The 26,934-nt window shown below is 66.2% G+C and carries 27 protein-coding genes; 15 read left to right on the top strand and 12 right to left on the bottom strand.

All coding sequences use genetic code 11. From position 1 onward, the window contains the following. The first annotated feature begins 4 nt into the window (after nt 1-4). Entirely contained in the window at nt 5-1,855 is a 1,851-nt protein-coding gene (gene uvrC / locus NOV65_RS11655; RefSeq protein WP_257306628.1) for an excinuclease ABC subunit UvrC, read from the top strand. Here uvrC and NOV65_RS11650 read toward each other — a convergent pair. From NOV65_RS11650 to NOV65_RS11640, 3 genes are read right to left on the bottom strand one after another with little or no spacing between them, the layout of a single operon-like run. Beyond that, nucleotides 1,827-2,327: a tetratricopeptide repeat protein gene (locus NOV65_RS11650; RefSeq protein WP_257306627.1), complete on the bottom strand. Its 501-nt coding sequence runs from the start codon at nt 2,325-2,327 to the stop codon at nt 1,827-1,829. The genes uvrC and NOV65_RS11650 overlap by 29 nt on opposite strands. Before the next feature lie 48 nt (nt 2,328-2,375). Continuing rightward, entirely contained in the window at nt 2,376-2,831 is a 456-nt protein-coding gene (locus NOV65_RS11645) for a hypothetical protein (RefSeq protein ID WP_257306626.1), read from the bottom strand. A gap of 11 nt (nt 2,832-2,842) precedes the next feature. Beyond that, on the bottom strand, nt 2,843-3,658 hold the full coding sequence (locus NOV65_RS11640; protein WP_257306625.1) for a segregation and condensation protein A: 816 nt from the start codon (nt 3,656-3,658) through the stop codon (nt 2,843-2,845). 246 nt (nt 3,659-3,904) lie between these two features. On the opposite strand from NOV65_RS11640, the gene lipA reads away from it, so the two are divergent. Then, entirely contained in the window at nt 3,905-4,789 is an 885-nt protein-coding gene (lipA, locus tag NOV65_RS11635) for a lipoyl synthase (protein WP_257306624.1), read from the top strand. A gap of 30 nt (nt 4,790-4,819) precedes the next feature. Here lipA and NOV65_RS11630 read toward each other — a convergent pair whose 3' ends face one another. The 6 genes from NOV65_RS11630 to NOV65_RS11605 all read right to left on the bottom strand — a co-directional run bounded on the left by NOV65_RS11630 (nt 4,820) and on the right by NOV65_RS11605 (nt 11,931). Then, the gene (locus tag NOV65_RS11630) at nt 4,820-5,947 is read right to left on the bottom strand and encodes a response regulator (RefSeq protein WP_257306623.1); all 1,128 of its coding nucleotides are present in this window, start codon (nt 5,945-5,947) and stop codon (nt 4,820-4,822) included. Between the two features lie 9 nt (nt 5,948-5,956). After that, entirely contained in the window at nt 5,957-7,477 is a 1,521-nt protein-coding gene (locus NOV65_RS11625) for a sensor histidine kinase (RefSeq protein WP_257306622.1), read from the bottom strand. 3 nt (nt 7,478-7,480) lie between these two features. Next, the gene (gene nrfD, locus NOV65_RS11620) at nt 7,481-8,644 is read right to left on the bottom strand and encodes an NrfD/PsrC family molybdoenzyme membrane anchor subunit (RefSeq protein ID WP_257306621.1); all 1,164 of its coding nucleotides are present in this window, start codon (nt 8,642-8,644) and stop codon (nt 7,481-7,483) included. Next, complete coding sequence (locus NOV65_RS11615) at nt 8,641-9,408, bottom strand: 4Fe-4S dicluster domain-containing protein (RefSeq protein WP_257306620.1); 768 nt, start codon at nt 9,406-9,408, stop codon at nt 8,641-8,643. Before NOV65_RS11615 ends, nrfD begins: the two co-directional genes overlap by 4 nt. A 584-nt stretch (nt 9,409-9,992) precedes the next feature. Then, complete coding sequence (groL, locus tag NOV65_RS11610; protein WP_257306619.1) at nt 9,993-11,618, bottom strand: chaperonin GroEL; 1,626 nt, start codon at nt 11,616-11,618, stop codon at nt 9,993-9,995. A gap of 25 nt (nt 11,619-11,643) precedes the next feature. After that, the gene (locus tag NOV65_RS11605) at nt 11,644-11,931 is read right to left on the bottom strand and encodes a co-chaperone GroES (protein WP_257306618.1); all 288 of its coding nucleotides are present in this window, start codon (nt 11,929-11,931) and stop codon (nt 11,644-11,646) included. A gap of 213 nt (nt 11,932-12,144) precedes the next feature. On the opposite strand from NOV65_RS11605, the gene NOV65_RS11600 reads away from it, so the two are divergent. The 9 genes from NOV65_RS11600 (at nt 12,145) to NOV65_RS15485 (ending at nt 21,467) form a co-directional block, all read left to right on the top strand. Further along, complete coding sequence (locus NOV65_RS11600; RefSeq protein WP_257306617.1) at nt 12,145-12,843, top strand: zinc ribbon domain-containing protein; 699 nt, start codon at nt 12,145-12,147, stop codon at nt 12,841-12,843. Then, on the top strand, nt 12,840-13,511 hold the full coding sequence (locus tag NOV65_RS11595; protein ID WP_257306616.1) for a YggS family pyridoxal phosphate-dependent enzyme: 672 nt from the start codon (nt 12,840-12,842) through the stop codon (nt 13,509-13,511). Before NOV65_RS11600 ends, NOV65_RS11595 begins: the two co-directional genes overlap by 4 nt. Before the next feature lie 77 nt (nt 13,512-13,588). After that, a complete protein-coding gene (locus tag NOV65_RS11590) occupies nt 13,589-14,011 on the top strand; it encodes an SRPBCC family protein (RefSeq protein WP_257306615.1) in 423 nt (140 codons plus the stop codon). A gap of 181 nt (nt 14,012-14,192) precedes the next feature. Next, on the top strand, nt 14,193-15,821 hold the full coding sequence (locus tag NOV65_RS11585; RefSeq protein ID WP_257306614.1) for a DUF4139 domain-containing protein: 1,629 nt from the start codon (nt 14,193-14,195) through the stop codon (nt 15,819-15,821). 94 nt (nt 15,822-15,915) lie between these two features. Then, a complete protein-coding gene (locus tag NOV65_RS11580; protein WP_257306613.1) occupies nt 15,916-17,346 on the top strand; it encodes a DUF4139 domain-containing protein in 1,431 nt (476 codons plus the stop codon). A gap of 50 nt (nt 17,347-17,396) precedes the next feature. After that, entirely contained in the window at nt 17,397-18,161 is a 765-nt protein-coding gene (locus NOV65_RS11575; RefSeq protein ID WP_257306612.1) for a DUF58 domain-containing protein, read from the top strand. Between the two features lie 80 nt (nt 18,162-18,241). Next, nucleotides 18,242-18,994 carry a hypothetical protein gene (locus tag NOV65_RS11570; RefSeq protein ID WP_257306611.1) on the top strand — a complete coding sequence of 251 codons (753 nt, stop codon included), beginning with the start codon at nt 18,242-18,244 and terminating at the stop codon, nt 18,992-18,994. Continuing rightward, the gene (locus tag NOV65_RS11565) at nt 18,991-19,947 is read left to right on the top strand and encodes a VWA domain-containing protein (RefSeq protein ID WP_257306610.1); all 957 of its coding nucleotides are present in this window, start codon (nt 18,991-18,993) and stop codon (nt 19,945-19,947) included. Before NOV65_RS11570 ends, NOV65_RS11565 begins: the two co-directional genes overlap by 4 nt. Then, nucleotides 19,944-21,467: a vWA domain-containing protein gene (locus NOV65_RS15485; RefSeq protein ID WP_306672093.1), complete on the top strand. Its 1,524-nt coding sequence runs from the start codon at nt 19,944-19,946 to the stop codon at nt 21,465-21,467. Before NOV65_RS11565 ends, NOV65_RS15485 begins: the two co-directional genes overlap by 4 nt. Before the next feature lie 78 nt (nt 21,468-21,545). Here the strand turns inward: NOV65_RS15485 and NOV65_RS11555 are convergent, their stop codons facing one another. Continuing rightward, a complete protein-coding gene (locus NOV65_RS11555; protein ID WP_257306609.1) occupies nt 21,546-21,953 on the bottom strand; it encodes a thioredoxin family protein in 408 nt (135 codons plus the stop codon). 168 nt (nt 21,954-22,121) lie between these two features. Between NOV65_RS11555 and NOV65_RS11550 the strand changes: the two genes are divergently transcribed. Next, nucleotides 22,122-22,469, top strand: coding sequence for a hypothetical protein (locus NOV65_RS11550; RefSeq protein WP_257306608.1), 348 nt, complete (start codon nt 22,122-22,124; stop codon nt 22,467-22,469). Between the two features lie 67 nt (nt 22,470-22,536). Further along, complete coding sequence (locus tag NOV65_RS11545) at nt 22,537-22,929, top strand: acyl-CoA thioesterase (RefSeq protein ID WP_257306607.1); 393 nt, start codon at nt 22,537-22,539, stop codon at nt 22,927-22,929. A gap of 8 nt (nt 22,930-22,937) precedes the next feature. Here the strand turns inward: NOV65_RS11545 and NOV65_RS11540 are convergent, their stop codons facing one another. Further along, nucleotides 22,938-23,525 carry a GAF domain-containing protein gene (locus NOV65_RS11540; RefSeq protein ID WP_306672091.1) on the bottom strand — a complete coding sequence of 196 codons (588 nt, stop codon included), beginning with the start codon at nt 23,523-23,525 and terminating at the stop codon, nt 22,938-22,940. Between the two features lie 108 nt (nt 23,526-23,633). On the opposite strand from NOV65_RS11540, the gene cysS reads away from it, so the two are divergent. Continuing rightward, nucleotides 23,634-25,082, top strand: coding sequence for a cysteine--tRNA ligase (gene cysS, locus NOV65_RS11535; RefSeq protein ID WP_257306606.1), 1,449 nt, complete (start codon nt 23,634-23,636; stop codon nt 25,080-25,082). Between the two features lie 155 nt (nt 25,083-25,237). Here the strand turns inward: cysS and NOV65_RS11530 are convergent, their stop codons facing one another. Continuing rightward, nucleotides 25,238-26,236 carry a PstS family phosphate ABC transporter substrate-binding protein gene (locus tag NOV65_RS11530; RefSeq protein WP_257306605.1) on the bottom strand — a complete coding sequence of 333 codons (999 nt, stop codon included), beginning with the start codon at nt 26,234-26,236 and terminating at the stop codon, nt 25,238-25,240. Between the two features lie 314 nt (nt 26,237-26,550). Here NOV65_RS11530 and NOV65_RS11525 point away from each other — a divergent pair, with 314 nt between their 5' ends. Then, nucleotides 26,551-26,907, top strand: coding sequence for a cytochrome c3 family protein (locus tag NOV65_RS11525; protein ID WP_257306604.1), 357 nt, complete (start codon nt 26,551-26,553; stop codon nt 26,905-26,907). Nucleotides 26,908-26,934: the final 27 nt, after the last annotated feature.

Below are 26,934 nucleotides of genomic sequence, written 5' to 3'. Positions count from 1 at the left end.
AGTCGTGGCCAACGTCCGGAACAACATCGACAAGTCTCCCGCCCTCCAGCGGAAACTCTCGGATCTCCCGTTGCGCCCCGGCTGCTACCTCTACCGCGACCAGAAGGGGAACCTGCTCTACATCGGCAAGGCCAAGGTGCTTCGGAACCGGGTGAAGTCCTACTTCCAGAACAAGCACCTCGACGCCAAGACCCGTCGCCTGGTCGCCCGCGTCTGGGACCTGGAGTTCATCGTCTGTGAGACCGAACTCGAAGCCCTGGTGCTGGAGAACAACCTCATCAACGAGCACCTGCCGCCCTTCAACATCCTGCTGCGCGACGACAAGAGCTACCCCTACGTGAAACTCACCTGGAAGGAGGCCTTCCCGAAGGTGTTCGTGACCCGGAAGGTGCGGAAGGACGGCAGCCTCTACTACGGGCCGTTCTTCCCCGCCAGCACGGCCTACCGCACGGCGGAACTGGTGTACCGCTTCTTCCAGATCCGCGATTGCGACATCGAGATCGACGGCAAGCGCGGTCGGGCCTGCCTGAAATACCAGCTGCACCGGTGCACCGCTCCCTGCATCGCCGCCGTGAGCCAGGCGGACTATCGGGAACAGGCCAAGGAGGCGCGACTCTTCCTGGAAGGGAAACGCGACGAACTGAAGGCCAGGTTGGAGGCCGCCATGTGGAAGGCCGCCGAGGCCGCCGCCTTCGAGCAGGCCGCCCAGCACCGCGACGCCCTTCAGCAGGTGGACGCCTGGTTCACGCGGCAGAAGGCCGCCGGTCCGAACCTGGAGGACATGGATATCTACGGGAGCGCCGTGCTGGACGGCCGCGCCTGCGTCCACCGCCTCATGCTCCGCGATGGCCGGATGATGGGACGTCAGGAATACGTGCTGGAGGAGATCGAGGCGTTCGACGGTGCTGTGCTGGCCCAGGTGCTCCAGCGCGTGTACAACGCCGACCCCGTGCCCGGCCGCATCCTCGCCGAGATCGAGCCGGAGGACGCGGATCTGCTCCGGGATTGGCTCGGAGGCATGCGCGGCTCCCGTCCCCAGATCCAGATCCCCAAGAAGGGCGAGAAGGTCGATCTGCTGGCCATGGCCCAGGAGAACGCGCGGCTGGCCCTGGAGCGCAAGTTCGAGCCGGCACGGCTGAACGAGGCCGTGCTGGAGGGGCTCCAGGCCTTCCTCGGCCTCAGCCACCTGCCCCGCCGCCTCGAGTGCTTCGACATCAGCCACGGGCAGGGCCGCGAGGTCGTCGCCAGCTGCGTGGTGTTCAGCGACGGCCTGCCCGACAAGGCCCGCTACCGCCGCTTCAAGATGACCAATGAGCAGAACGACGACTTCGCCAACATGTTCGAAGCCGTCACTCGCCGGTACAAGCGGATGCGGGACGAAGGCCAGGAGTTCCCGGATCTTGTGCTCATCGATGGTGGACTGGGACAACTCCATGCGGCGGAAGCCGCCCTGAAGGAACTGGGGCTGGAGCAGTTGGAACTGGGCTCTCTGGCGAAGAAGGAGGAACTGGTGTTCCGCCCAGGCTCCAGCGAGCCCCTGCGCATCCCCAAGTCCTCGCCCGTGTTGCAGCTGCTCCAGCGCACCCGCGACGAGGCCCACCGCTTCGCGATCACCTATCACCGGGCCCTGAGGGCCAAGCGCACCCTCCAGACAGAGCTGACCCAGATCCCGGGCATCGGCCCGACCACGGCGAAGAAGCTGCTCCAAGCCTTTGGCAGCGCCGCCCAGGTGCGTGCGGCAGAGGAGGGCGCCCTGGCCGAGGCCATCGGCAAAGCGGGCGCCGCGAAGGTGCTGGCCTGGCGGAACGCCCCGGAGCCAGCCGAGGCTACTTCGCCGCAACCTCCAGCCGGCTGAGCTCGGCCCGGGCCACTTCACTGCCCGCTTCCGCCGCCTTGCGATACCAGAAGAGGCCTTTCTCGTGGTTCGGGGGGACGTTCAAGCCGTAGTAGTACATCGCCCCCAGCATGCGCATGGCATTGGCGTCACCCGCCTTGGCCTGGTCCAGATAGGCCCGGGCAGCCCCCGGGATCTCCTCCTCCGGGGCCACCGGCTGAACCTTCGCTGGCCGGGCCACGGGGCCCCGGGAGGACAGGAGCAGGGCCGCACCGCCCAGCACGAGGATGCCCCCGACGGCCAGAGCCAGCTTCCAGCCCCAGGATCGGGATGAGGCGGTGGGCGGGCGCGGCATCTGGGTCTGCCCGGCGGTTCCGGCCGGGAGCGAGATCTTCTGGGTCCGCTGCGGGGCATCGGACGTCAGCGGAAGGACCAGCTTCTGGGTCTGGTCCGGGGAGCCTTCCTGGCCTGGCTGGGTCTCGTGGTTACGCATGGGGCGCCCCCGGGGTCTCGAACAGTCCCCAGGATAAGGCCAGCAGGCTCATGAGGCCGCCCCGGATCCCCCTCCCGCCTCCACCCAACGGTGTAGCCGGGGCGCGAGCGCCAGGAACAGGAGGGGGGAGAAGAGGATGAATCCGAACACGTGGCGTGCCGCGTATTTCCCCACCAGGATCCAGTAGATCAGGCCGTAAAGGCTGCTCAATTCGAACAGGGCGGCATAGAGCAGGGTCTCCCGCAACACCACTCCCGGCCGGCCAGGCTCAGGGACTTGTTGGAAGGATCTCAGCACGGATCCCCGGCGCCAAAGCACCCACGCGGCCGACAGGAAGACCAGGCCGGTAAAAATGTGGCCGAGTTGGAGAAGCGTGCCTTCGGGCAGCTGCTCCCCGGGAGGCACGAGGCCGGACAGGATCAGACCACCGATGAGGGCCGGTGTGCCCAGGCAGAGGGCGAACCCCACCAGGCGGGCCCGGCGGTAGGCGGCACGGATCAGCATCGGCGCTGCTTTCACGCAGCCTCGGCAGCCTTGACGCGGATCTCGCCGAAGGCCTCACCCTGGACCAGCGAGATGCGGCCCGTGCGGACCAGTTCCAGCAAAGCCAGAAAGGTGAGCACCAGCTCCTCGCGGCTGCGGGCTTGGCCCAGCAGTCCCTGGAAAGGCTTCCAGAGGCCGTCCTGCAGGTCGCGCAACACCTCCACCACCCTCTGTTCCAGGGTCTTGGGCTGGGTCCGGACCTCGACCGGTGGTGGGGGCAGCAGTCGTTTCAGCGCCTCCCGGTAGGCCCCCAGCAGATCGAAGAGGGTGGCACGGATGGGTTCGTCTTCCACCCGCTTGTGGTCCTCCAGATCGAACCCCGGCGCGAAGGCGATCTTCTGCCAGTCGGATTCGCGATCCGACAGTACCACGGCCGCGGCCTTCACCTGCTGGTAGTCAAGCAGCCGCTGGACCAGGGCCTCGCGTGGATCCTCCTCACCGGTCTCCTGGGGCGGGCGGGGGAGCATGAGCCGTGACTTGATCTGCAGCAGCTGCGCCGCCATCGCCACGAACTCCGCCGCGATCTCCAGGTTCAGCTCCTCCATGAGCGCGAGGTAGTCCATGTACTGCCGCGTGACATCCGCCATGGGCAGATTCAGGAGGTCCAGCTTCTGCTCATGGATGAGGTGCAGCAGGAGATCCAGGGGGCCGTCGAAAGCGGACAGGTGCAGCGACAGGCCGCGGAACTTGGTCTCGAAGCCCTTGGGGGCTTCAAAGGTCTTCGGGGCCTCCGGCGCAGGCGGAACTTCAGCCACGGATTCGGGGAGTTCCATGGGGGTATCGGACATGACTCCATTCTAGCCGGGGCGCAGGTCTGGGCAGCGCCACCGAAAACGCAATTCGAACCACCGACGAACACCGATAAAGATGAACTGATTTCCCCATGCAGTTATCGGTGTTTATCTGTGTTCACCGGTGGCTAATTGTTTTTTTGTTTTCCTTTAAGTTTTAAAGCCACGCAAAACACCCGCTCAAGACATCGCTTGGCGATTGATCGGTGGCCAAGGCGCAGAGGCAGGCGACAATGGAAGGCCATGGCCCGCCCCCCCGTCCTCCCTGGTCCCCGTCCTGATTGGCTGAAGATCCGCGTGCCGGCCCCGGAGGTGGTGGCGGAGGTCGAGGGCCTCATCCGGGAGCAGCGGCTGGTGACGGTCTGCGAGGAGGCCCGCTGCCCCAACCTGCACGAATGCTGGGGGGTGCACCGCACGGCCACCTTCATGCTCATGGGCGACATCTGCACGCGTCACTGCGGCTTCTGCAACGTGGGCAAGGGACGCCCCGGCGAACTGGATCCCGGCGAACCCCAGCGCGTGGCCGAAGCCGTGGCCCGCCTGGGTCTGAAGTTCGCCGTGGTCACCTCCGTGAACCGCGACGACCTTCCGGACGGTGGTTCAGGGCACTTCGCCGCGACCATCCAGTGGATCCGCACGTTGTCGCCCCACTGCGGCATTGAAGTGCTCATCCCCGATTTCCGCGGCAACGAGGCGGCGCTGCTCACGGTGCTGGAAGCCCGACCCGAAGTGCTGAACCACAACGTCGAAACGGTGCCTCACCTCTACCGGCGGGTGCGACCTGACGCCGACTACCTGCAGAGCCTCGCGGTGCTGCGCCGGACGGCGGAGTGGCGCGATGCCCACGCCCCGGCCATGCGCGTGAAGAGCGGCATCATGGTGGGCCTGGGGGAGACTCCTGAGCAGGTGCTGGCCCTCATGGCCGACTGGCGGGCCTCCCGGGTGGACATCGCCACCATCGGACAGTACCTGCCGCCCTCGGAGTTGCACCTGCCCCTGGAGCGCTTCGTGGAACCCACCGAGTTCGACATGTACCGCCAGAAAGGCCTCGAAATGGGCTTCCAGCGCGTGGAGTCCGCCCCCCTGGTACGCTCCAGCTACCACGCGAAAGAGAGCTTCGAAGCCTAGGCTTCGAAGCTCTCCAGGAAGTCCCGGGTCTCAGGCCTTGGCGTGCTCGCTCTGGCCCAGGAACTGCCGTTCGAAAATGGACCAGTCCAGGGCGCCGGCCCCAGTCACCTGGGGCGAATCGGGATTCCGCAGGCGGGTGATCTCGTCCTGGTACCAGTCGATGACGGGCTGACCGATCTTGAGGGCGGGCAGCTCGCCAGCCAGATCACTCGGCGTCATCAGGCAGACCCAGCCCCGATCGTAGGGGCTGTGCATCAGCTCGGCGGGTTCCGTGAGCAGGCCGGCGTTGTCGTGCTCGATGCGGCCGCTGAGAGGCGCAGCTACATGCACGACTCCCTCGGGCCCCTTCAGGGTGAACAGCGTCTCGCCCTGCCGGAAGGTCTTCCCGCGCTCCGGCAGCACCACGGTCTTCACGGTGCCAAGCGCCTTCCGCACGAAATCGTCAATGCCAACGCGGACCTGCCCTTCCGGCTCGATCCGCACCCATGCGTGGCCCGTGGACAGGAAGGCGCCGCCGGGCACGCAGAACTCGCTGGCGGATACGACCTCGGCCATCTCGGGAGCCACCACGCGCACGTTGGGCCGCCGCTGGGCCTCGATGCGGGCTTCGCGCTTGATGAGGATCTTCTTCGCGAAGTCCGCCAGCTCGTCGGCGGTGAACGGCTTCTGGATGTATTCGCAGGCGCCGTGCTGGAGGGTCTGAACCGCGGTCTCGATGCTGCCGTAGCCGGTGATCACGACCACATCCACGTCCGGTCGCAGGTGCTTGGCCGCCTTCACCACTTCGACGCCATCCATGTCCGGCATCTTGAGGTCCGTAAAGAGGAAGTCGTAGTCATGCCGCTGAATCAGCCCCAAAGCTTCGGGGCCGTGCTCGACGGTATCCACGCTGAAGCCTTCAAGTACCAGAATTCGGCGGAAGGAGTCGAGCACCACCGGCTCGTCGTCCACCGCCAGGATGCGGGCCTTGGGATTGGGAACCTCCACGCGCTTGAGACTCTTCGCCTCGTGGGTGAAGTCGAGGTGGATGGCGGTATTCAGCACGGCTTCCCGGGCCTGGCGCTCACGCTTTTCCCGCGCGCGACGGAGGCTCGTCCGCACCAGGAAGTCGATGCCCACGAAGGCGACGAACATGAAGATGATCAATAGGGCGGTCATGGAAACCTCCTAGGTGGTGGTGGGAATGGGAATCTGGCCGCTGCCTGCGGACGTGGGAATGCGAAGGGTGAAGCAGGTGCCCTGGCCGGGATCGCTGCGAACCTCCAGGGCTCCGCCGTGGGCCTCCACGATCCCCCAGCTGACAGCAAGGCCGAGGCCCGTGCCGTGATTGCCCTTGGTGGTGTAGAACGGCTCGAAGATCCGTGGCAGGTCTTCCGCCGGGATGCCGCGGCCATTGTCCTGGACCAGCAGTTCCACGGAATCCTCCGTCCTGGTGCGCGTGGTGACGCGGATGGTGCCGCCACCGTCGCCGATGGCGTCTCCCGCGTTCAGCAGCAGGTTCACCGCCACCTGCTGGATCTGGTTGGCGTCCGCATGGACCATGGGCAACTCCGTGGCCAGGTCCAGCGACAGATCCACCTGGTTGAGGGAGAGCTGGGTCATGACGACGGATACGGCCCGCCGCACCACTTCATTGAGGTCCATGGGTTTGCGGGCAGGCGGCGTGGGCCTGGCGAAGTCCAGGAGGCCCCGGATGATTCCGCGGCAACGCACCGTCTCCCGTACGATCACGTCCAGGTCCTCGCAGGCGGCGGTATCCCCCTCCATCCGCTTGCGGAGCAGCGAGGCGTAGCTGAGCACGCCCGTCAGCGGATTGTTGATTTCATGAGCGACCCCTGCCGCCAGGCGGCCCACCGAGGCCAGCTTGTCCGCCTGGGCCAGCTGGCGTTGGGTTTCAGCCAGGCGCTGGGTCATGGTGTTGAAGGCCCCCGCCAGTTCGCTCAATTCGTGGTTTCCACTCACTGGGATGGTGGTGCCGAGGTCCCCTTCGCCCACCCGCCGGGTGCCGGCCACCAGGGCCGCCACGGGCCGGACCACCAGCCGCCGGTTGAGCCACCAGAGGATCAGGCTGCCCGCCAGGATGGCCAGGACGGCGGAGGCCGTGATCAACATCCGGCTGTGGGCGATCTCGCGGTCCACTTCAGTGAGGGAGATGTTCACATCCAGCACTCCCAGGAGGCTCTGTTTTGAGCTATGGGCGTGACAGTCGGCGGTGGAGCAGGAGGGTTCGTTGGGGATGGGATTGATGAGGCCCAGAATCCGGCCTCCGTCGGGAGTCCGAAACGTCCGGGCCCGGGCCTGGATGCCCAGCCGTTCCAGCGGCCGGCCCTCCGCATGGCAGGCGTAGCAGGCCTCGCCCCGGATATCCAGGCTGGTCCCGATCTCCTCTTCGGCGGAGGAGAACATGATGCGCCCCTCCTTGTTGAAGACCCGGACCTTCTGGATGCCCTCCCCCGCGAGCCCTCCCACGGCACGAATCTGCCGGTGCAGGTTCTCGCGGCGGTTCTCAAGCATGTCGAAATGGGTGGCGCTCTTGATCGTCTCGCTCAGCTGATCGGCGCTGCGTGTGCGCTCCGCCAACAGCTGGGCCGTGTGCGACCGGAGGATCACCACCGCCATGCCGCCGATGACCAGCGCGGTGGCAAGACCGGCGCCGAGAATCAGACGGGTGCCGATGCGGGTCCGCATGGCTCAGGCTCCTACTGCCGGTTCCTTGGGGCGGCTGGCCACGGGGCCTTCCGGGAAGATGGAGAAGTTCCGCACCGCGAAGGCGAAGACCGCCATGCCCGTGCCCACCAAGCCCAGCGAGACGATGATCTCCATGGCTGAGGGGAGGTACCGCGTGCCGGAGGCCGCCTCCATGCCCGTGATGCTGACGTTCAGTCGGTTCATGACGAAGCCGAGCACCGCCAGGAAAGCACCGCCCACCAGCCAGTCCTGGTTGGTGCGCAGCTTCCGGAAGGACATCAGGACCACAGGCAACACCACGCCGAGCATGAACTCCACAAGGAACATCCGGCCTTCGTAGCTGCCGAGAGTCCCGAAGGCGTGGTTGCGGGCGATCCCTTGCAGGCGCATGAGGCCATAGATGCCGAGGGCCACCACCATGCCGCGGGCCAAGGGCTCCAGGAGGTCCATCTCAAGGTGGTGATGGAAGGCCCGCTTGCTGAGGTAGGACTCGAGGATGATCATGCCGATGCCCGCCCCGATGGCGGAAATGTAGAAGTGCAGCGGCAGCATCGGGGAGTACCAAAGCGGATGGAGCTTGCTGGGAACGATGAGGTAGAGGGATCCCAGCGAGGATTGATGCAAGGTCGAGAGGATCACGCCGAGGATGACCAGGGGGGTGATGAGCTGGTGGATGAGCCGCGCCGGGGCGTGGAACCCGAACCGCTCAAGGACCACCGGGGCGAACTCCACCGCCAGCACCGTGGTGTAGAGCATCACGCACCAGGCCACCTCGAACATGACGGAGTGCGTGTTCCAGTAGACGATGGCGTGCCAGATGCGCCAGGGTTGGCCCAGATCCAGCAGTAGCGCCACGATCACGAAGGCGTAGCCCAGGAACCCGGTGAGGATCGTGGGGCGAACGATGGGCTCGAAGCGCTTGAGGTTGAAGAGGTGCACCACTGCGGTGAGGGTGAACGCACCGGCGGCCAGGCCGACCCCGCAGAGCAGGTCGAAGCCGATCCAGAGGCCCCAGGGGAACTGGTCACTCAGATTGGTGACCGCGCCCAGGCCCTTGGTGTAGCGGAAGACGGTCACGGCGCAGAAAGCCAGGAAGAGGACGGCGAATACCGCGGTCCAGAAACCGGGACGGAACCGGCGGGGAGCGAGCGTAGCAAGGGTGTTCATGACCGGTCCTCCCGTCCGTTAGCTTGTCCATGACCGCCACTGGCTCCGGCCTTGGCTACCACCTCCCGCCGAGCGGTGATCCAGTGAACGCCGTAGAGGAAGACGGCCCATACCGCGACGAAGTCGGGAATGTTGGACAACACCTGCCAGGTCTTCATCGCCGGGGGTTCCCCAGGCAGATTGGTCTTCAGGCCCAGCTTGTCGAAGGGCACATTGGAGATCATCAGGACTGAGGTGCCACCGGCCTCGGTGAGCCCGTAGATGTGGTCCACATAGGCGCCAGGCTTCTGCCGGATGCGGGTTCGGGCCTCCCAGATCAGGTCCTCCTTCTTCCCGAAGATCGTGGCCTCGGCCGGGCAGGCCGCGGCGCAGGCGGTCGGCTGCCCCTCCTTGATGCGACCTGCACAGAGGATGCACTTGCCGACCACGGGCACGGGCCGGTCCCACTGGTACTTCGGGATCTCGAAGGGGCAGGCCATCATGCAGTAGCGGCAGCCCATGCAACGCTCGGCATCATAGACCACCGGCCCTTCGGGCGTCTTCTTGAGCGCGCCCACTGGACAGACGGAAGCGCAGGTCGGCACCTCGCAATGCATGCAGAGGCGGCGGACATTGAGGCCTTCCCTCTCCTGGACTGTGGTCCAGGTATAGGCCGTCAACACCTCCTCTACCTTGCCTGGTAGCTTGTTCTGCTCCTTGCATGCGGAGCTACAGGCGCCGCAACCGATGCAGCGCGTGGCGTCGAAGAGAAGGCCCATGCCCATGGGTTCCCCTACCTTTTCAAGGTCCCCGGGAGGTATTCCCGGGGGGTTCGACAGGAAGCATCCGCCCGACTGATTCCATAGTCAACCCATTGGTGTGAATTAAAAATGACTATGTTGTCGCATATAAGGAAAAGGCCTCGCTTGTACGAGACACTTCCCAGAAACGACGCGGGTTAGGCCTGTCCTTGCCCCGGCTTGTCCTGTCGGACCCAGGTAGTTTTTTTTCTCCGCGTCTCAACCCCCGTGCAGGTGGGTTTTTATCACTTCGTGAGTGTGCTTTCTGGAAATATAAGTCTTCTCATTGCGGCACACCCACGCGGCCAGGCACAAAGAGAAAAGGCCCCGCAACCGCGGGGCCTTTCCATGAACCGCAAGTCGCGGCTGATTAATACATGTCTTCCATGCCGCCCATGTCGCGACCATGTGGGTCGCGCAGCAGGCTCCGGCGGAGCCTGCGAAGCGGGGCCCCACAGGGAGCGAATCACGACCGTCAGAGATGCACGACCAAGCTCTCCCCTCCAGCGCATTACAAAAAAAGGCCCCGCAAACGCGGGGCCTTTCCACAAACCGCAAGTCGCGGATGATTAATACATGTCTTCCATGCCGCCCATGCCGGGGCCCGCGGGGGCCGCGGACTTGGGCTCAGGGAGCTCGGTGATGATGGCTTCGGTGGTCAGCATCATCGCGGCCACGGAGGCAGCGTTGCGCAGGGCGGACTTGGTCACCTTGGCAGGATCGACCACGCCGAACTTCACCATATCGCCGTACTCGTTGGTGGCCGCGTTGTAGCCGTGGTTGCCCTTGCTCTCGCGGACGGTGTTCACAACCACGGAACCTTCGACGCCGGCATTGTTGGCGATCTGGCGGAGAGGCTCCTCCAGGGACTTGCGGACGATGTCCACGCCGGTGGCCTGGTCGCCAGTGACCTTCAGCTCGGCGAGCTTGGTCAGGCTGCGGAGCAGCGCGACGCCGCCGCCAGCCACGATGCCATCCTCGACAGCGGCCTTGGTGGCATGCATGGCGTCTTCCACGCGCGCCTTCTTCTCCTTCATCTCGGTTTCAGAGGCCGCGCCCACCTTGATGACGGCGACGCCACCCACGAGCTTGGCCAGACGCTCCTGCAGCTTCTCCTTGTCGTAGTCGCTGGTGGAGGTCTCCACCTGGGCGCGGATCTGCTTCACGCGGCCCTGGATCGCCTCGGTGGCGCCGGCGCCCTCGACGATGGTGGTGTTCTCCTTGTCGATGACGATCTTCTTGGCGCTGCCGAGGTCGGCCAGCGTGAGGTTCTCAAGCTTGAGGCCCAGATCCTCGCTGATGGCCTTGCCGCCGGTCAGGGTGGCGATGTCTTCCAGCATGGCCTTGCGGCGGTCGCCGAAGCCGGGGGCCTTCACGGCGGCCACGTTCAGGGTGCCGCGGATCTTGTTCACCACGAGGGTGGCCAGCGCCTCGCCGTCCACGTCCTCGGCGATGATCAGCAGGGGGCGGCGGCTGTTGACGACCTGCTCCAGCAGGGGCAGGAGGTCACGCATGTTGGAGACCTTCTTCTCGTAGGCGAGAATGTAGGGATTCTCCAGCTCGACCTTCATCTGATCGGGGTTGGTCACGAAGTAAGGGCTGAGGTAGCCACGGTCGAACTGCATGCCCTCGACCACGGTCAGCTCGGTGTCGCGGCCCTTGGCCTCCTCGACGGTGATGACGCCGTCCTTGCCAACCTTGGCCATGGCTTCCGCGATGATCTTGCCGATCTCCTCATCACCGTTGGCGGAGATGGTGCCGACCTGGGCGATGGCGTTGCCCTCGACGGGCTTCTTGATCTCGTCGATGGCCTTCACGACGGTCTCGACGGCGAGATCGATGCCCTTCTTGATCTCCATCGTGTTGGCGCCGCTCACGACGGCCTTGATGCCCTCGCGGTAGATGGCGCGGGCCAGCACGGTGGCGGTGGTGGTGCCGTCACCGGCGATGTCGGAGGTCTTGGACGCGACCTCACGCACCAGCTGGGCGCCCATGTTCTCGTGCTTGTCCTTGAGCTCGATCTCCTTGGCGACGGTGACGCCGTCCTTGGTCATGAGGGGAGAGCCGAACTTCTTCTCGATGAGGACGTTGCGGCCTTTGGGGCCGAGGGTGACCTGCACTGCGTCGGCGAGCTTGTTCACACCGCGCAGGATCGCCTGGCGGGCATCTTCGGCATAAATGATGGACTTGGCCATGTATGTCTCCTTGGTCTCTGAGTCGTTAGCTGACGATGGCGAGGATTTCGTCTTCGCGCACGATGACGTGGTCCACGTTGTCGATCCGCACTTCGGTGCCGCTGTACTTGCCGATCAGCACCTTCTGGCCGGCCTTCACGGACATGGGATTGCGGGTGCCGTTCTCGTTGATCTTGCCTTCACCGACAGCCACCACTTCAGCCTCCATGGGCTTCTCCTTGGCGGTGTCGGGGATGATGATGCCGCCCTTGACGGTCTCGGCGGCGTCGACGCGCTTCAGCACGACACGGTCGGAAAGAGGCTTGATGGCCATGGGACCTCCTTGGAAAGAAGTGAAAAGGAACGAAGGAAGCTGTTAGCACTCAGCCACAGCGAGTGCCAAGTCTGTCACCCACCCCCAACCCGGTCAAGCAGGATCTTTCAAGATCTTCCAATATTTTAGTGTAATTGATTCATATTTTCTTCTTCATAATGTCAGATATTCAATCTCGAGCCGCCACCCCTTCGCGGGTGTACCCTTAATTTCATGGAACACCTTGCCATCCTGCGCGACCTGCAAGCCACACTGGACTACCTTCGGACCATTGAGCGAGACCTGTCGGCCCTGCCCCCGGATCTGGCGGCTCTGGATGCCCGGCTCAAGGCCATCGAGAAGCAGACCGCGGACAAGACCAAGGCCCTGGATACGGCTCGCAACTACATCCAGATTAAATCCAAGGAACTGGTCCAGGCCCTGAAGGATGAAGACCGCGCCCGCGCCGCTGTGAAGACCACCAGCCAGAAGGTGCAGTACACCTCCGCCATCCGCGAGCTCGACGAGAAGGAGCGCATGCGGGCGCAGATTGCCCGGCCCCTGAAGGCCCTGGAAACAGAGGCTCTGGCCCTCGAACAGGCCCTGGCGGCACTCGAAGCCGAGCGCCTCACCCTCAAGGCCCAGTTCGATGAACTCCACGCCGTCTTCCTGGATGAGCATGCCAACCAGGTGGAAGGACGGAAGAAGCTGAAGGCCAAACAGGCCCAGCTGGAAGCCAAGCTCGCCGTGCCTGAAGTGACGCGCTTCCATCGGCTCGCCGGCGCCCGCCAGGGCCGCGTGGTGGTGCCCGTGGAGAACGGCGCCTGCTCGGGATGCCACGTGAAGCTGCGCGGCCCCTTCCTCTTCCAGCTGAAGGAAGCCAAGGATGCCGTGGCTTGCGAATCCTGCCAGCGGATCCTCTTCCTGCCGTGAGCCTGACCGATCGGATCGAGGGCCTGCGGACCCGCATCGTCCGGGCCTGTGAGGCCGCGAATCGTGACCCGGAAGGCGTCGAGTTGCTGCCGGTGTCGAAGAAGCAGCCCCTGACGCTGATCCAGGAGGCTGCCGCTCTCGGTTTCACGCGTTTCGGCGAAAACTACGTGCAGGAAGGCGCCGACAAAGCCGCGGCGTTCCCAGACTTGGCCTTCGTCCTCCTCGGCCCACTCCAGCGCAACAAGGCCAAGTCCGCCCTCCAGCACTTCGCGGAGATCCAGAGCCTGGATCGCCTGGACCTGGCAGAACGCCTCCGGCGCCTCGCGGAGGAGCTGGCTGTGGTGCGCCCCGTCTGGATCCAGGTCGATCTCTGGGACGAGGCCACCAAGCTCGGCGGCTGCGCCGAGGCGGATCTGCCCGCGTTGATCGCGGCCCTCGGCGACGATCCCCGCCTGCCCCTTCGCGGGCTCATGGCCATCCCGCCGCCCGAGGATGAGGGCGCCTTCGCGCAGCTGGCGGCCCTGCGGGACCGGCTCCAGCAGGACCTGGGATGCCCCCTGCGCCTCAGCATGGGTATGAGCGCCGATTTGGAGGCCGCCATCGCCGCCGGCTCGGACCAGATCCGCATCGGCACCGCGTTCTTCGGCGAACGGGTGTACGCCCGGTGAACCCTCCTGCCCGGAGGTAAGGCCTCGCGGCCCCGCCCGCTTCGTGGTTCGATGGATCCTTCGTCTCCGGAGCCCCCATGACCACGATCAAGACCGCCTCGGCCTCGCTGCCCGTCTCCGCCGAGGCGCTGTACGCCTTCCTCTCGGACCTATCGAAGCACCGGGCCTTCCTCGAGCCTGCCGCCATGAACTTCCAGGGCGACGCCGACAAGCACAGCTACGTCATCGAAGTCATGGGCATGAAAATGCCCCAGGAGCTGGTGGTGAAGGAGCGTGTGCCCGGCCAGCGGGTGGTGCTGGTGCCCGGCACCCGGAAGATGTTCGATCACGAGCTGCGCTTCGAGATCGCTCCCGCCGGCGAAGGCTGCACCCTGCGCCTGGTGGATGAAGCCGACATCCCCATGATGATGGCCATGATGGGCGCCGAGAAGCTCCTCCAGGGCCAGCTCGACAGCGGTCTGGCGCGCATCCAGGAACTGGCGGGGGCCGGGCAGATCTGAAGGTTCACGGAAGTAATAAGCGGAGGGAGCCGGAGGAGTTGAGGAGAACGGGGAAAGAAGGCCTTGCCTGTGGGTTTTCCTCCGTTCCTTCCACTCCTACACCATCCTCCGCTTCACAGGTTTCCTTGCGCATTCGTGCCCTGGCTGGACGATGGCATTTCCGCCATGCTGGGGCATTCCCATGCGCACCCTGCTGATCTTCTTTACCTTGGTGCTGGCCCCCCTCCAGGGTCAGTCGCCAGAGATCCGCACCACTGCAAAGGATCGTACGGCCCTCAGCGTCACCATCTATCAGAACGGCCTGGCCGCCGTGCGCGACACGCGCCGCGTGAGCCTGCCCGCGGGCCTCAGCCGCCTGGCCTTCGCCGACCTGCTGCCCACCCTGCGCCCCAAGAGCGCCACCCTGCTCGATCCCGGCAATGAATTCCAGGTACGCGAGCGTAACTTCGAGTTCAACCTGCTCTCCCCAGCCTCCCTCGTAGACGCCAGTCTGGGCCTGCCGGTGCGAATCAAGGGGGAAGAGGGAAAGTCGAGGCAAGAAGGCACCTTGGTTTCAGTCCCGCTCCTTAATCCCAGATTCCGTCCAGACGCCAAGCCCTTGGAGCGGATCGCCAGAAAGGCCAGCGCCTATGCTCATGCCCCCGATCCAGGGGTGGTGGTTTCAACCTCGGAGGGACTTCGGATCGGCGGATCTGGCCAAGTTTCATTCCTGAATCTACCGTCCGCCCTCCGTCCTTCACCGACATTGCTCCAGGACATCAGCCTGCCTGCTGCGAGCGACGCCGCGGTCACCCTCCTCTACACCGCCACGGATTTCACCTGGAACCCCTTCTACATCGCCACCATCGCCAGCGATGGCCGGCACATGGATCTTGATGTACTCGCCACCGTGAAAAATCAAAGCGGGGGAGAACTTCCGGGAACGCTGCTCCAACTCGTGGCTGGAGCCCCAAACATGGTTTATGACCCACCCCCTTCGGACCAGAACACACCTCAAGTCGATAAGACAGAGACAAAGACCGCGGTTGTGGTCGAAGTCCTCGCCTCCGCTCCAGTCTTCAGAGAGGAGAAGCTCTCGGAATACCCCCTGTTCACCCTTGACCGGCCCGTGACCCTGGTCGCCCGCTCGGAGAAGCAACTCCGGCTCATGGCCGTTGAGGGCATCCCCATTCACCAGCGCCTCCTGGTCCAGGCCCCCTATGAGGCACCCGACACCACCCCATCTGGGTTCCTGGAGGGGTCCTTGTTCAAGGAGAGGGAGGACAGTGATTGGTACCGCCATCCGCGCGTGCATCGCACGGCCATGGTCCCCAACACAACAGCTATGAAGCTGGGTCGGGCTTTACCGGGTGGTGACCTCCTCATCCGCTACCGGGATCCTGTCGGTGGGTTGGTGATTCTCCAGAACGAGGCCTCCGCATACCTAAGCGAGTTTCCCGGAACACCACCAGGAGAAGAGATTGAGCTCGATTTCGGGCTCGCCCGGGGACTCTACGTGGAGCGGCGAGGCCTGGACACCAAGCGGGAGCCAGTGGGCTGGTTGGCTCGGCTGTGGTTGCGGGAAAGCCCCGCCTTCCGCTGGAAGTACCGAGTCGAGGTGAGGGTTCGGAGCGTCCTGGCTCATTCCGTCGCATTGACCGTTCGCGAGCCGCTTCCAGCCGACTGGAAGATCATCCGTGCGAACCACTCTGGCCACCGGTCTGGCGGAAGCTCGTGGGACTTCACCATCGAAGTCCCACCCCACGGCGAGGTGCTTCTTACCTACGAGGCCCTGACCAGCCCTGAGGAAAGGGCTGCAAGCAAGCCCTGAGGCAGAAAAAACTCCCTTCCATGAAAGGAACTCCACAGTCTCGGCATTACCCCATTATCGGGCCCTTGATGAGCCCGCTCTCCCCGGAGGTTCCATGCGCCCCGTCCTGTTGCTCGCCGCCCTGCCCTCGCTCCTGATCGCCCAGGAGTCCGTCACCACGCTCAAGGACCAGAAGGCCCTGGCGGTCACGATTTATAACGACAACCTGGCCCTGGTGAAGGACACCCGGGAGGTGCGGCTGCCCAAGGGTGAATCCCGCCTGGCCTTCCAGGAGGTGTCGGCACAGATCCGGCCCGAGACGGCCCTGCTGCGGAACCTCACCCATCCGAAGGATTTCTGGGTGGCCGAACAGAACTTCGACTTCGACCTGCTCACACCCCAGAAGCTGCTGGAGAAATACGTGGGCGAGAAGGTGATCGTGGTGCGCAGCGTGCCGAACGAATCCGGCGCGGGGGCGAAGGAGGTCCGCGAGGACGCCACGGTGCTGGCCACTAACAATGGCACGGTGCTCCAGTTCGCGGATCGCATCGAGACCAGCGTCCCCGGCCGCCTCATCTTCCCCAAGGTGCCCGGCAACCTGCGGGCCCGGCCCACCCTGGTGATCAGCCTCAACAGCGGGGCCGACCGGGAGCAGAAGCTGGAGCTGAGCTACCTCACCGGCGGCCTCTCCTGGCGCGCGGACTACGTGGCCAACCTCTCCGCCGACGAAAAGGCCCTCGACCTCAGCGGCTGGGTGACCCTCACCAACCAGAGCGGCGCCGCCTACCCCAACGCCACCCTGCAGCTGGTGGCGGGGGATGTGAACCGGGCCCAGCAGCGCCCGGAGCGCGCCTACGCCGCCGTGGAAGTCCTGGCGAGAGCCGCTCCAGCCCCGCCGAAGATGGCCGAGGAGAGCCTCTTCGAGTACCACCTCTACACCCTGGACCGCCCTACCACCCTGGCCGTGAACCAGACCAAGCAGGTGGCCCTGCTCAGCGCCAGCGCCGTGCCCGTCCGCAAGGAGTACCTGCTCCAGGGGCAGACCTACTACTACACCGGCAGCTACGGCGACCTGGGCGACAAGCAGAAGGTGGGCGTCTTCGTGGAATTCGACAACAAGGAGTCCAGCCGCCTCGGCATGCCGCTCCCCAAGGGCATCATCCGCGTCTACAAGCGGGACAGCGAGGGCCGCGCGCAGTTCGTGGGCGAGGACAGCGTGGACCACACGCCGAAGAACGAGCTGGTCCGCCTGAAGCTGGGCGACGCGTTCGATGTCACGGCCCGGCGCAAGCAGACCGACTACAAGAGCCTGGGCCGGCAGGGGAAATACGGCTTCGTCCATGAATCCGCCTTCGAGATCGAGCTGAAGAACGCCAAGAAGGAACCCGTCACCGTCACCGTGCTGGAGCCCATGCCCGGCGACTGGGAGGTGCTCCAGAGCAGCCACCCCTGCACCAAGGCCGCCGCCGGCACCGGAAAGTTCCAGGTGGCGGTCCCGGCCGAAGGCAAAGCCACGCTGACGTACCGCGTGCGGGTGCGGTGGTAGAACGAAGAGGGGCATGAAGGCGGTGCGGACCTAGGCCATACTGAACCTCCATGCCCCTCCCCGCCCGCTTCCTCGCCCGCCTGCGACGCCTGCCGCTGCGCCTTCGTGGGCGGCTGGGCGGCGGAACCGAAGGCCTGCACCCTTCGAAACTCAAGGGCGCGGGACTCACCTTCGTGGAGAACCGGCCTTACGTGCCGGGCGACGATCCCCGCTTCATCAACTGGCCCCTGACCGCCCGCACGGGCGAGCCGATCATGAAGCGCTTCGAGAGCAGCCGCGACCTGGTGCTGTGGCTGGTGGTGGACCCCTCGCCTTCCATGTTCCTCGGCGATCCCGTCTCACCCCTGCGCTGGGCTCTGGAACTCTGCGGCGCCGCCTTCGCCACCCTCCAGGCCACCGGCGACCGGCTGGGGCTCATCGTGCCCGGCGACGGCCGCACCCCCGCCCTGCGCATCGCCCCCAAGCGAGGGCGCATCCATGGCCTGCGCATCTTGGAGACCCTCGCCGAGCGGGGGCCGTCCATTCCCACGGAAGCCGCCTGGCGGGAGGCTCTGGGCCACTGGGGCGAGCACGGGAAGGGGCATCGCCTCTGGCTCTTCAGCAACGGCGCGGGGCTCCAGGGCCTGGCCCCTCTGCTGAAGCCCCTGGCGACGCGACACCGGCTCGTCTGGTTCCAGCCGGAGACCCCGGAAGGCCCCAAGGCCCCGGCCTGGCCCGATCCGGGCTTCTCCCCCGCCATCGAGCGGCAGCGCTGGGACCTGCTCGAGGATCCCGTGGTGAAGCTGAACGCCTGGCTGCGGGCGGGGGGCGCATGAGGCCGGGTGGTTCCCTCCATCGTCTGTCCACGCTCGGATTTCGTGCACCAAATCCGAGATATGGGAAAACAGCAGTCTTGATGGTCGTAACCCTGCTGGCCGGAGCCGCCCCTACCTGGAAGGCGCCAGCCCAGCTGAAACTTGGCGAACTGCAGGTGCTGGAGCTGCGGGAGGCGGATCCTGCCCTGCCCGCTCCGCCCCGGCCCACGGTGGAGGATCGCCTGGGTCCGCTGCGCCTGCGCTCCATGGAGCCCCTGCCCGATGGCCGCGGTTGGCGCTTCCAGGTGCAAGCCCTGGAACCGGGCCATGCCATGATCCCCGGCCTGGACCTGGGCAACGGGCAGCGGAGCCCCGAACTGCGCCTCGACGTGCCCCGCACCATTCCCTTCGGCGGTCCCTGGGTGGGCTTCGGCGGTGGGAATGAAGACCTCCTGCCCGCCATCCCCTTCCCCTGGGCCTGGGCCAGCCTGCTGCTGCTACCCCCCTTGGGCCTGGCCGCCTGGGTCATACGACGCTGGCGGAAGGGTTCGGCCAAGCGGCACCTGCATCACGCAGCCCACACCTTCCGCCGGCACTGGCCTCCGGCCCGACGGGACCGCGCCGCCCTCGACGCCGCCCATGCCCTGGGCCGCGAGCTGCTGGCCGCCCGCTTCGGGGAGGCCGCCCGCGCTTGGGGGCCCGCCGAGTTCCAAGCCCGCAACCTGGGTCCCTGGGATCAGTGGACGAAGAGCCTCGACGCCGCCCGCTTCGGCCGCACCGAGCCCCCCTTCCCGGCCCCAGAGCCGCTGGTGGCCGCGTTGGACGCCCGTGGCGACAGCAAGGGGGATGCATGATCGCCCTGCGCCATCCCCTGCTGCTGCTGGTGGCGGTGCCCCTGCTCATCTGGGCCTGGCGGGTGGTCTACCGCTGGGGCATCCCCTCCTCGCGGCCCTCGACTTCCCTGGCCCGGCTGAGCTCCCACTGGCTGCCGCCTCTGCTGGCGCTGGCCCTGGGCCTGGCCGCGGCAGGCCCGGAATGGCGCCGGCCCGTGCGCGGCGAGGCACCCGTGGTGGATTTCGCCGTGGTGCTGGATGGCAGCAGCAGCATGCGGATCCTCGACCGGCCCGACGAGGACCGCTGGCACGCGGCCCGCCGCACCCTGGCCCAGTTCGTCCAGCGCCGCCCCGACGACCGCTTCGCCCTCATCCTCTTCAGCGCCCATCCCGTGACGCTCAGCCCCCTCACCGCCGATCACACGCGCCTGCTGCGCATGCTGGCCCGCCTCGACCTCGACAGCCGCGACGACGGCACCGCCATCGGCTCGGCCCTCATGACCGCCGTGCGGCGTCTGGAGGACAGCCCGGCCCGCAGCCGGGTGATCCTGCTCATCACCGACGGGGTGCAGAACCGGGGCCGGGTGACGCCCGTGGAGGCCGCGGAAGAGGCGCAGCGCAACGGCATCCGCATCCATGCCGTGGCCATCGGCACCGACGGTGAGAGCCTGGTGCCCCTGGAGGGCGGCGGCTTCGCCCGCCTCCGGGTGGAAGTGGACCACGCCACCTTGCGGCAGGTGGCCCATCTCACGGGCGGCGAATCCTTCAGCGCCGAGGATCCCGTCGGCCTGGCCCGCAGCCTTGCGTCGGTGGACCAGCTGGAGAAGACGCTTCTGCCCGTGGATCAGCCCACGGAAGGGCAACCCCTGGCCCGCTGGTGCCTCCTGGTGGCCGCCCTGCTGGCCGTGCCCCTGGCCGCCGACCTGACCTTCAAGCGCGGCAAGCCCCGCCCTGCCTGGGTCGAGGGACCATGAGCCTCCCCTTCACCCATCCCTGGCTGCTCGCTCCCTTCGGGGGGGCGATCGTGCTGGTTCTCGCGCTGGCCTTGCGGGCGCATCTCCGGCCGGGCCTGGGGGTGCAGGTGGTGGGCCAGCGCCCGCTCTGGCAGGGCCTGGGCATGGCCCTGATGCTGGCCGGTCTGGGCATCGGTCTGGCGGAGCCCCGCTGGGGCCTGCCGGAGTTCCCGCGGCTCACGGTGCATGTGGTGCTGGACGCCAGCCGCTCCATGATCGTGCCCGACGCGGCGGGGCGTTCCCGGTGGGATGCGGCCGTGGGTGCCCTGGACCGCATCTGGGCCCAGCCCCAGGCCGGCCTCCGGTGGAGCCTGGACTTGCTGACCGGCGATGCCATCCCGCTCCAGCCGCCTGGGGAGGACCGCACCCTGCTCCGTGAAGCGCTACGGGCCGTGGTCCCTGGCGAGGTGGGCTCCCCGGGCACGAGCCTGGGCCGGGGCCTGCCCCAGGTGGCCGCCCAGGCGGACCGGGAGGCGCCCGCCGTCATCCTGTTGCTGAGCGATGGCGAGGAGACCTGGGAGGCCCCCGAAGCCGCCCTGGACCGCGCCGTCACCGCCCTGAAGAAGGCGAAGCTCCCCGTCTGTGTGCTGGCCTTCGGCGACGGCCAGTCCCACGCCGTCCCGATCAGAGCCCGCCCTGGGGACCAGCCCCCCGCCCAGCCCTCCTCGCAGGAACCCGCCGTGAGCACCGCCCGCCCTGAGTTCCTGGCGCGTCTGGCCCAGGCCACCGGCGGCCAGGTCTTCACCACTGGCGAGACCGCTGCCACGGGCCTTCAGGCCCTGGCCGCCGGCAGGCTGCCCCTGCCGGCCCAACGGTCCCTCCAGCCGGCCCATCCCGAGGTGGGGGCCTGGTTGGCCCTGGCGGGGCTGGCCCTCTGGCTGGCCTTCGCCGGGAAACCCATGGCGCGCTGGCGCCCCGCCCTGCTCCTCCTGCTGGCCCTGGCGGCCCCCCTCCGCGCCCAGGCGGGGAAAATATGGGCTCCCCCCAGCGTGAAGGCCTGGCTCGCCCAGCAGGCCCTGGAGAATGGCGACCTGCCTGGCGCCCGCCGCTGGCGGCCCGGAGACGCCAAGCCCTCCCACCTGCTCCTGGCTGCGCAGATCGACCTGCGGGCGGGCCTCCCCGAAGAGGCCCTCAAGACGCTGTCGCCCCTGGTGGGCCAAGGCGCCCCACGTCCCCTGCCTCCCTGGCGGGCCCCGGCCCTGCTCCTGGCCGCTCGTGCCCACCGGGAGGCCCAGCGGCCCGCCGAGGCCCGGACCCTCCTCGAACGCCTGCTCCTGGAGCAGCCGGGCCAGCGGGAGGCCATCCACGACCTGCAGACCCTCGTGAAGGATGCGGCCCCGCCCCCTCCACCCGACCCCAAAAAGCCCCCACCGCCTCCCCCACCCAGACCCAGCATGGGCGCCCAGCAGGACGAGTTGGAGGGCATCAAGCAGCGCCTCCCCAAGCCCCCGAAGACAGCGGGCGGAGTGAAGGATCTGTGAGGGCTGTCAGCCCTCGCCCCCCAGCAAAAAGAAGGACGGCGGCCCACAGGCCGCCGTCCTTCTCCTGAGGGCTGACAGCTACTTGCTACCCAGCCAGGCCGCGAACTCGGCTCCGGTGCGGAAGGCACCCACCTGGCGGCGGACCTCTTTGCCATCGGCATCGAGAATCACCATGGTCGGGAAGGCTTCCAGACCGAACTTATCGGCCAGCTTCTTCCCCTCGGGTAGAGGCGTACGATCCCGCTTCTCCACCAGCGCGGAGAAGGGCACCACCTTGGCCAGGGCAGCCTGGCCCTCGGCGCTGGGGAAGACGTTCTTCTGCAGGTACTGGCAGGGCGGGCACCACTCGGTCCAGAGGTCCATGAAGATGACCTTCTTTTCGGCTTTGGCGCGCTTGAGGGCGGCCTGGTAGTCGTGCTCCCACTTCACGGGTCCCTGGGCCACCAGGGGCGCGGCGATGAGCAGGAGGGCGGCGAGGGCTTTCATGCTGGGACTCCGGAAAGAGGGCGGACGGACCGCACATGGACCTTGGATGGAAGCAGGCGGCCTTCCGTTCCACCTTCCAGGATATCCGGGCTAATCCTCCGCATCAGCACCCCGTAATCTCTTTCGACCCGGCGAGTGCCGACCCCATTCCTTCCAAGGAGGACGCCCATGCGCGCCATCATGATCCCGCTGGCCCTGGCGGCCAGCCTCGCCCTCCCTCTGGCCGCGCAGAACGCGCGGTTCCTCAAGGTGGACATCGTCTCCAAATCCTTCCATCACCATGCCAAGCGCCAGGGCGTGGACGGCCCCAACGAAGTGCATATCCGCATGCCCATCAGCCTGGCCAACGGCATCCTCGACATGGCGGGCGAGGGCGAGATCAAGATCAACGGCGAATCGAAGAAGGGCCTGAAACCCGAACAGCTCCAGAAGCTGCTCTCCGACGCCAAGCCGGGCGACCTGCTCCTGGAAGTCACCACGGACAAGGGCGATCACATCCGCGTCACCGTCGAGTAGCCGGGAGCCCGGTCCGCGCGCACCACAAGCCCCGCTCCGGCGGGGCTTCTTTGTGTACGCTGGAGTCATGGAATCGCTGACCGAACTCCGAGTGCGCTATGCCGAGACCGATGCCATGGGCATCGTCCACCACGCGACGTATCCCGTGTGGATGGAGCTTGGTCGCAGCGATTTCCTCCGTGAACTCGGCCAGAGCTACGCGGACTGGGAAGCCCGAGGGGTGCGTCTCGTGGTGAATGAGATCCGGGTGCGCTTCAGGGCACCCGCCTACTACGATGAACTGGTGCAGGTTCGGACTTTCCTGCGGGAGACCGGTCGCCGCCGCATTGTCTTCGGCTACCGCATCGAGCGGGACGGCACACTGCTGGCCGAGGGCGAGAGCATCCATCTGGTGGCCGGTTCCGACAACCGCGCACGGGTGCTGCCGGAGGACCTCCTGGCCCTGGTCCAACGAACCTGAGCGGCCCTTCAGGGGTGCTGAAGGGTCTCCTGCTGGCACATGCAGGTCGACAGCAGGGTCGCCAGGGCATCCATGACCCGCCGCCGACTTTCGCTGAAGGCGTCTGTCTGGAAGCTCTGGAAGCTCACGAGCCCCGCCGGATGGGGTCCCTTGCCCAGCGGGACGCCGTACCAGGAGTTGGGGATGAGCCCAGTGGCCTGTTCTGCCGCGGTCAGCAGGCTGCCTGACGCCTGGCCCTCCTCCATGGTCCGGATGTAGATGGGGCGTCCATTGGAGAGAACCCGCTCAGACAGGCCGGCCCGGTCGGAAAGCCGCCGGGACGGATGCTGCCGGACGCGTCCACCCTCGTGGTAGAGCACGAACTCCAGTTGATCCCGGTCCCAATCCGCCAGAGCCACGTAGAAGCAGGCCAGGCCCAGCGGCTTGAAGCAGACCTCCAGGAGGGCCTCTCCCAGCTCCCGGGGAGGGAGCCCCGGGCGGAGCCGCTCCACGGCCCCCAGGAGGAGATCCCGATCCTCATCCAGGTGGCGCACCAGCTCCTGGGTATCTTCCAGGCGGCTCTTGAGGGCCCGGTTCTCACCCTCCAATTGGTGCAACCGCTCGTCCCGTCCGATCGACGCCTGATCTCCGGATTTTCTATCGAAGAAACCCATGAGGACACACGAAGCCTTTAGAAGAACGGATAAAGATGGTTACCTAGTGCCATGAAGATGCAGCGGCGGATCTCCCTTTTCAACACCCTGACTCGAAAGATCGAACCTGTGGTACCCGTGGTGCCCGGGATTGTTTCGTTGTACACCTGTGGCCCCACAGTTTACAACTACGCACACATCGGAAATTTAAGAACCTTCCTCTTCCAGGACCTGCTCAAGCGCACGTTCCAGACCGCGGGCCACGAAGTCCGCCACTGCATGAACATCACGGATGTCGAGGACAAGATCATCCGCGATTCCCAGGGCGGTCTGCCCGCGGACGCCCCCAACGGGGCCCGCCACGAGGCCATGAAGGCCCTTACCGAGCGCTTCACCGCCGTCTTCCTGGAGGATCTGGAGACGCTGGGCGTCCAGCGGGCGAATTTCCTCCCCCGCGCCACGGCCTACATTCCCCAGATGATCCACTTGGTGCAGGAACTCGAGGCGAAGGGCCTGGCGTATGTCCGCGAGGGCAGCGTCTACTACCGCATCGCCGGCCTGCCCCAGTACGGCTGCCTGGCGCACCTGGATCGCGAGGGCATGCAGGGCGGAACCTCCGTGGATGCCGACGAGTACGAGCGCGATTCCGTCACCGACTTCGTGCTGTGGAAGGCGGCCAAGCCCGGGGAACCGTGGTGGGACAGCCCCTGGGGACCCGGGCGGCCCGGGTGGCATATCGAGTGCTCGGCCATGGGCATGGAACTGCTGGGTGAGCGGGTGGATATCCACAGCGGCGGGGTGGACCTGATCTTCCCCCACCACGAGAACGAAATCGCCCAGAGCGAGGGCTGCCTCGGTCACCGCTGGGTGAACCATTGGGTCCACGGCGAGTTCCTCATGGTCGAAGGCCAGAAGATGGCCAAGAGCCTGGGCAACTTCTTTACCCTGCGTGACCTGATGGCCAAGGGGGTGGATCCCATCGCCCTGCGCTACGCCATCCAGAGCAACCACTACCGCAAGGTGCTGAACTTCAGCTTTGAGGGTCTGCGGGCCGCCGAGAATTCGCTGAAGCGCATCCGCGCCTTCCGCAAGCGCATGGAGGGCGAAGGCCAGGCTGGGGGCGGGCCCTGGGCCGAGGCCATCGAACCCGCAGCCCGCCTGGATCAGGCCCGGGAACAGTTCTGGGCGGCCATGGCCGACGATCTGAACACCCCCGAAGCCCTGGCCGCCCTCTTTACCCTCATCAGCGATCTCAACGCCCAGGACGACCACGTGGCCCTCACCCGCGAGGAGCGCGACGCCGTGCTGGCCTTCCTGGACGAGGCCGATGCCATCTTCGCCGCTTGGCCCCACGAGGAGGCCAGCCTCGACGCCGAGGTGGAGGCGCTCATCGAGGCGCGCCGGGCCGCCAAGGCCGCGAAGAACTGGGCCGAGGCCGATCGCGTCCGCGACCACCTCAAGGCCATGGGCATCGTGCTGGAGGACCGCAAGGACGGCACCGTGGGCTGGCGGCGAGCTTAATGCTTTCCGGGGGTTTCCCTCGCAACGCATGCGTTGCGAGGGAAACCCCCGGACCCCCGCGCAGAAACACGGCAAAGCCGGGCTTCTGCTTGTACCCTTACACGGCGCAGGAAGACCCTCGTGTCTGGGCACGAGGGCCTTCCTGAGTGGTGGACCTACCGGCTGAGGCGCTTCAGGGCGATCTGGATGAACTCCGGGGGGCCGGGGAGCAGGCCGGAATCGGCCACAGCGTTCTGGCCTTCCTGGGTCAGGAGGAAGTGGATGACCTCGTTGACCGGCCCGGGGAGGGGCTGCCCAGGCGTCCGGTTCAGGTAGGCGTAGAACAGGCGGGGCATGGGGTACTTGCTGGTGGTGACGTTCTCCTGGTTGGGAGACCGGGCATCGTCGATGTGGTAAGGCGTCACAGGGAGCACCTTGTTGGCGAAATACCAGGAGGCCATGGTCCCGAAGGCGATGCCCGCCCGATCGGTCATGACGGCTTCCGCCAGGGCCGAAGAATCATCCCGCTCCTGGATGCCGGGCCGGTATTCGCCCTTGAGCATGGCCTGGGCGGCAAATGAAGTGCGGGTGTTCGTGCCTTCCGCCCTTGCGTAGGCGACGATGGGCAACTTGGCGTACTCGCCCTTGACTCCCAGGTCACCCCAGACCATGGCGGGGGCCTTGCTGCCACCGAGGCGCGCCCTGGAATAGATGGCGTCGAGCTGTTCCATGGAGATGGAGGTGATGGGGTTGGCCTTGTTGACGAAGACAATGTTGGCGTCCAGACAGACGGGAATGCGCATCGGCATGTAGCCGAACTTGGTCTGGAAGGTCCTGGTCTCCTCCGGCGTGAGTTCCCGGTCTGCGAGGATGAGCAGAGCGGAGCCCTCCTGGAAGTCCTTCACGGCTTCCTTCGTGAGCTTCGACCGGTAGATCAGGTTGGCCTGAGGATGGAACTTCTTGAACCCGCTGGACCATTCGTCACCGAGATCCATGAGCTCATCCGCCCCCGGCAGATCGATGGGGCCCTTCACCGCGGCTTGCGGCTGGTAGCGGGGGATGGTGGTGGGCACCTTCGCCCGCGTCTGGGCTGACTGGGCCTGGAGCCCCGTGAAACAGGACATCCACAACACCACGGCCAAGCCCGCGGCGAAGTGCGTGCGATTCCCTCTCATACAGACCCCTTGGTTGGATCAGGGACAACGACAGGAATACCCCCTGCTTCGGTCCCCTGAAAGTTCATTGGATAACTAGCAATGATCTGGAAAGATGCCGCCATAGATGCCTTCTGGGTCATGATCCTACACCTGAACCTTCGACGTCCGCCCGTATGGACTCAAACGTGATTGAGGTCACGCGTCCGCCAAAATCCCAACCAGGGCCTGGATCTGGGGGGCCACCCAAGGCACGCTGCTCAGACAAGGTCCAGGCCTTTTGTAAACTGCCTAGAAATCTGGCGGCTGCCACCGCCAGGGTTTGAGGAATCGCCATGACTCCCGTTCGTTGCGTTGCCAACCTGCTCTCCTGTCTGCTCCTGACGGTTCCCGCCCTGGCTCAGGAAGCCGCTGGCCACAAACTGCCCGACCATCACGCCAAGGCCGGGGTCCACTGTTTCGACTGCCACCATGAGGAGAAGCCCACCAAGAAGGCCGTGGCTTCCGATTCCTGCATGACATGCCACGGCGACTATCCCGCCATGAAGGCCCTGACCAAGGATGCGAAGCCCAATCCCCACGATTCCCATCTGGGAGAGATCCCCTGCACGGAATGCCACCGCCAGCACCAGCCCCCCAAGGTGAAGTGCCTGGAATGCCATGAGGGCAAGTTCAAGTTCAATATCCGGTAGTCCACCGGGGAGTGGAGCGGGAGGCCC

Source organism: Geothrix campi (genome assembly GCF_024609265.1).
GTDB classification, from domain to species: domain Bacteria; phylum Acidobacteriota; class Holophagae; order Holophagales; family Holophagaceae; genus Geothrix; species Geothrix campi.
This window is presented reverse-complemented; position numbering and strand designations above follow the sequence as displayed.

Coding starts and splice junctions, on each gene's coding strand:
- NOV65_RS11650 (WP_257306627.1), bottom strand. CDS start 2,327: ATGCGTAACCACGAGACCCAGCCAGGCCAGGAAGGCTCCCCGGACCAG.
- NOV65_RS11645 (WP_257306626.1), bottom strand. CDS start 2,831: ATGCTGATCCGTGCCGCCTACCGCCGGGCCCGCCTGGTGGGGTTCGCC.
- NOV65_RS11640 (WP_257306625.1), bottom strand. CDS start 3,658: ATGTCCGATACCCCCATGGAACTCCCCGAATCCGTGGCTGAAGTTCCG.
- lipA (WP_257306624.1), top strand. CDS start 3,905: ATGGCCCGCCCCCCCGTCCTCCCTGGTCCCCGTCCTGATTGGCTGAAG.
- NOV65_RS11630 (WP_257306623.1), bottom strand. CDS start 5,947: ATGACCGCCCTATTGATCATCTTCATGTTCGTCGCCTTCGTGGGCATC.
- NOV65_RS11625 (WP_257306622.1), bottom strand. CDS start 7,477: ATGCGGACCCGCATCGGCACCCGTCTGATTCTCGGCGCCGGTCTTGCC.
- nrfD (WP_257306621.1), bottom strand. CDS start 8,644: ATGAACACCCTTGCTACGCTCGCTCCCCGCCGGTTCCGTCCCGGTTTC.
- NOV65_RS11615 (WP_257306620.1), bottom strand. CDS start 9,408: ATGGGCATGGGCCTTCTCTTCGACGCCACGCGCTGCATCGGTTGCGGC.
- groL (WP_257306619.1), bottom strand. CDS start 11,618: ATGGCCAAGTCCATCATTTATGCCGAAGATGCCCGCCAGGCGATCCTG.
- NOV65_RS11605 (WP_257306618.1), bottom strand. CDS start 11,931: ATGGCCATCAAGCCTCTTTCCGACCGTGTCGTGCTGAAGCGCGTCGAC.
- NOV65_RS11600 (WP_257306617.1), top strand. CDS start 12,145: ATGGAACACCTTGCCATCCTGCGCGACCTGCAAGCCACACTGGACTAC.
- NOV65_RS11590 (WP_257306615.1), top strand. CDS start 13,589: ATGACCACGATCAAGACCGCCTCGGCCTCGCTGCCCGTCTCCGCCGAG.
- NOV65_RS11585 (WP_257306614.1), top strand. CDS start 14,193: ATGCGCACCCTGCTGATCTTCTTTACCTTGGTGCTGGCCCCCCTCCAG.
- NOV65_RS11580 (WP_257306613.1), top strand. CDS start 15,916: ATGCGCCCCGTCCTGTTGCTCGCCGCCCTGCCCTCGCTCCTGATCGCC.
- NOV65_RS11575 (WP_257306612.1), top strand. CDS start 17,397: ATGCCCCTCCCCGCCCGCTTCCTCGCCCGCCTGCGACGCCTGCCGCTG.
- NOV65_RS11570 (WP_257306611.1), top strand. CDS start 18,242: ATGGTCGTAACCCTGCTGGCCGGAGCCGCCCCTACCTGGAAGGCGCCA.
- NOV65_RS11565 (WP_257306610.1), top strand. CDS start 18,991: ATGATCGCCCTGCGCCATCCCCTGCTGCTGCTGGTGGCGGTGCCCCTG.
- NOV65_RS15485 (WP_306672093.1), top strand. CDS start 19,944: ATGAGCCTCCCCTTCACCCATCCCTGGCTGCTCGCTCCCTTCGGGGGG.
- NOV65_RS11555 (WP_257306609.1), bottom strand. CDS start 21,953: ATGAAAGCCCTCGCCGCCCTCCTGCTCATCGCCGCGCCCCTGGTGGCC.
- NOV65_RS11550 (WP_257306608.1), top strand. CDS start 22,122: ATGCGCGCCATCATGATCCCGCTGGCCCTGGCGGCCAGCCTCGCCCTC.
- NOV65_RS11545 (WP_257306607.1), top strand. CDS start 22,537: ATGGAATCGCTGACCGAACTCCGAGTGCGCTATGCCGAGACCGATGCC.
- cysS (WP_257306606.1), top strand. CDS start 23,634: ATGAAGATGCAGCGGCGGATCTCCCTTTTCAACACCCTGACTCGAAAG.
- NOV65_RS11530 (WP_257306605.1), bottom strand. CDS start 26,236: ATGAGAGGGAATCGCACGCACTTCGCCGCGGGCTTGGCCGTGGTGTTG.
- NOV65_RS11525 (WP_257306604.1), top strand. CDS start 26,551: ATGACTCCCGTTCGTTGCGTTGCCAACCTGCTCTCCTGTCTGCTCCTG.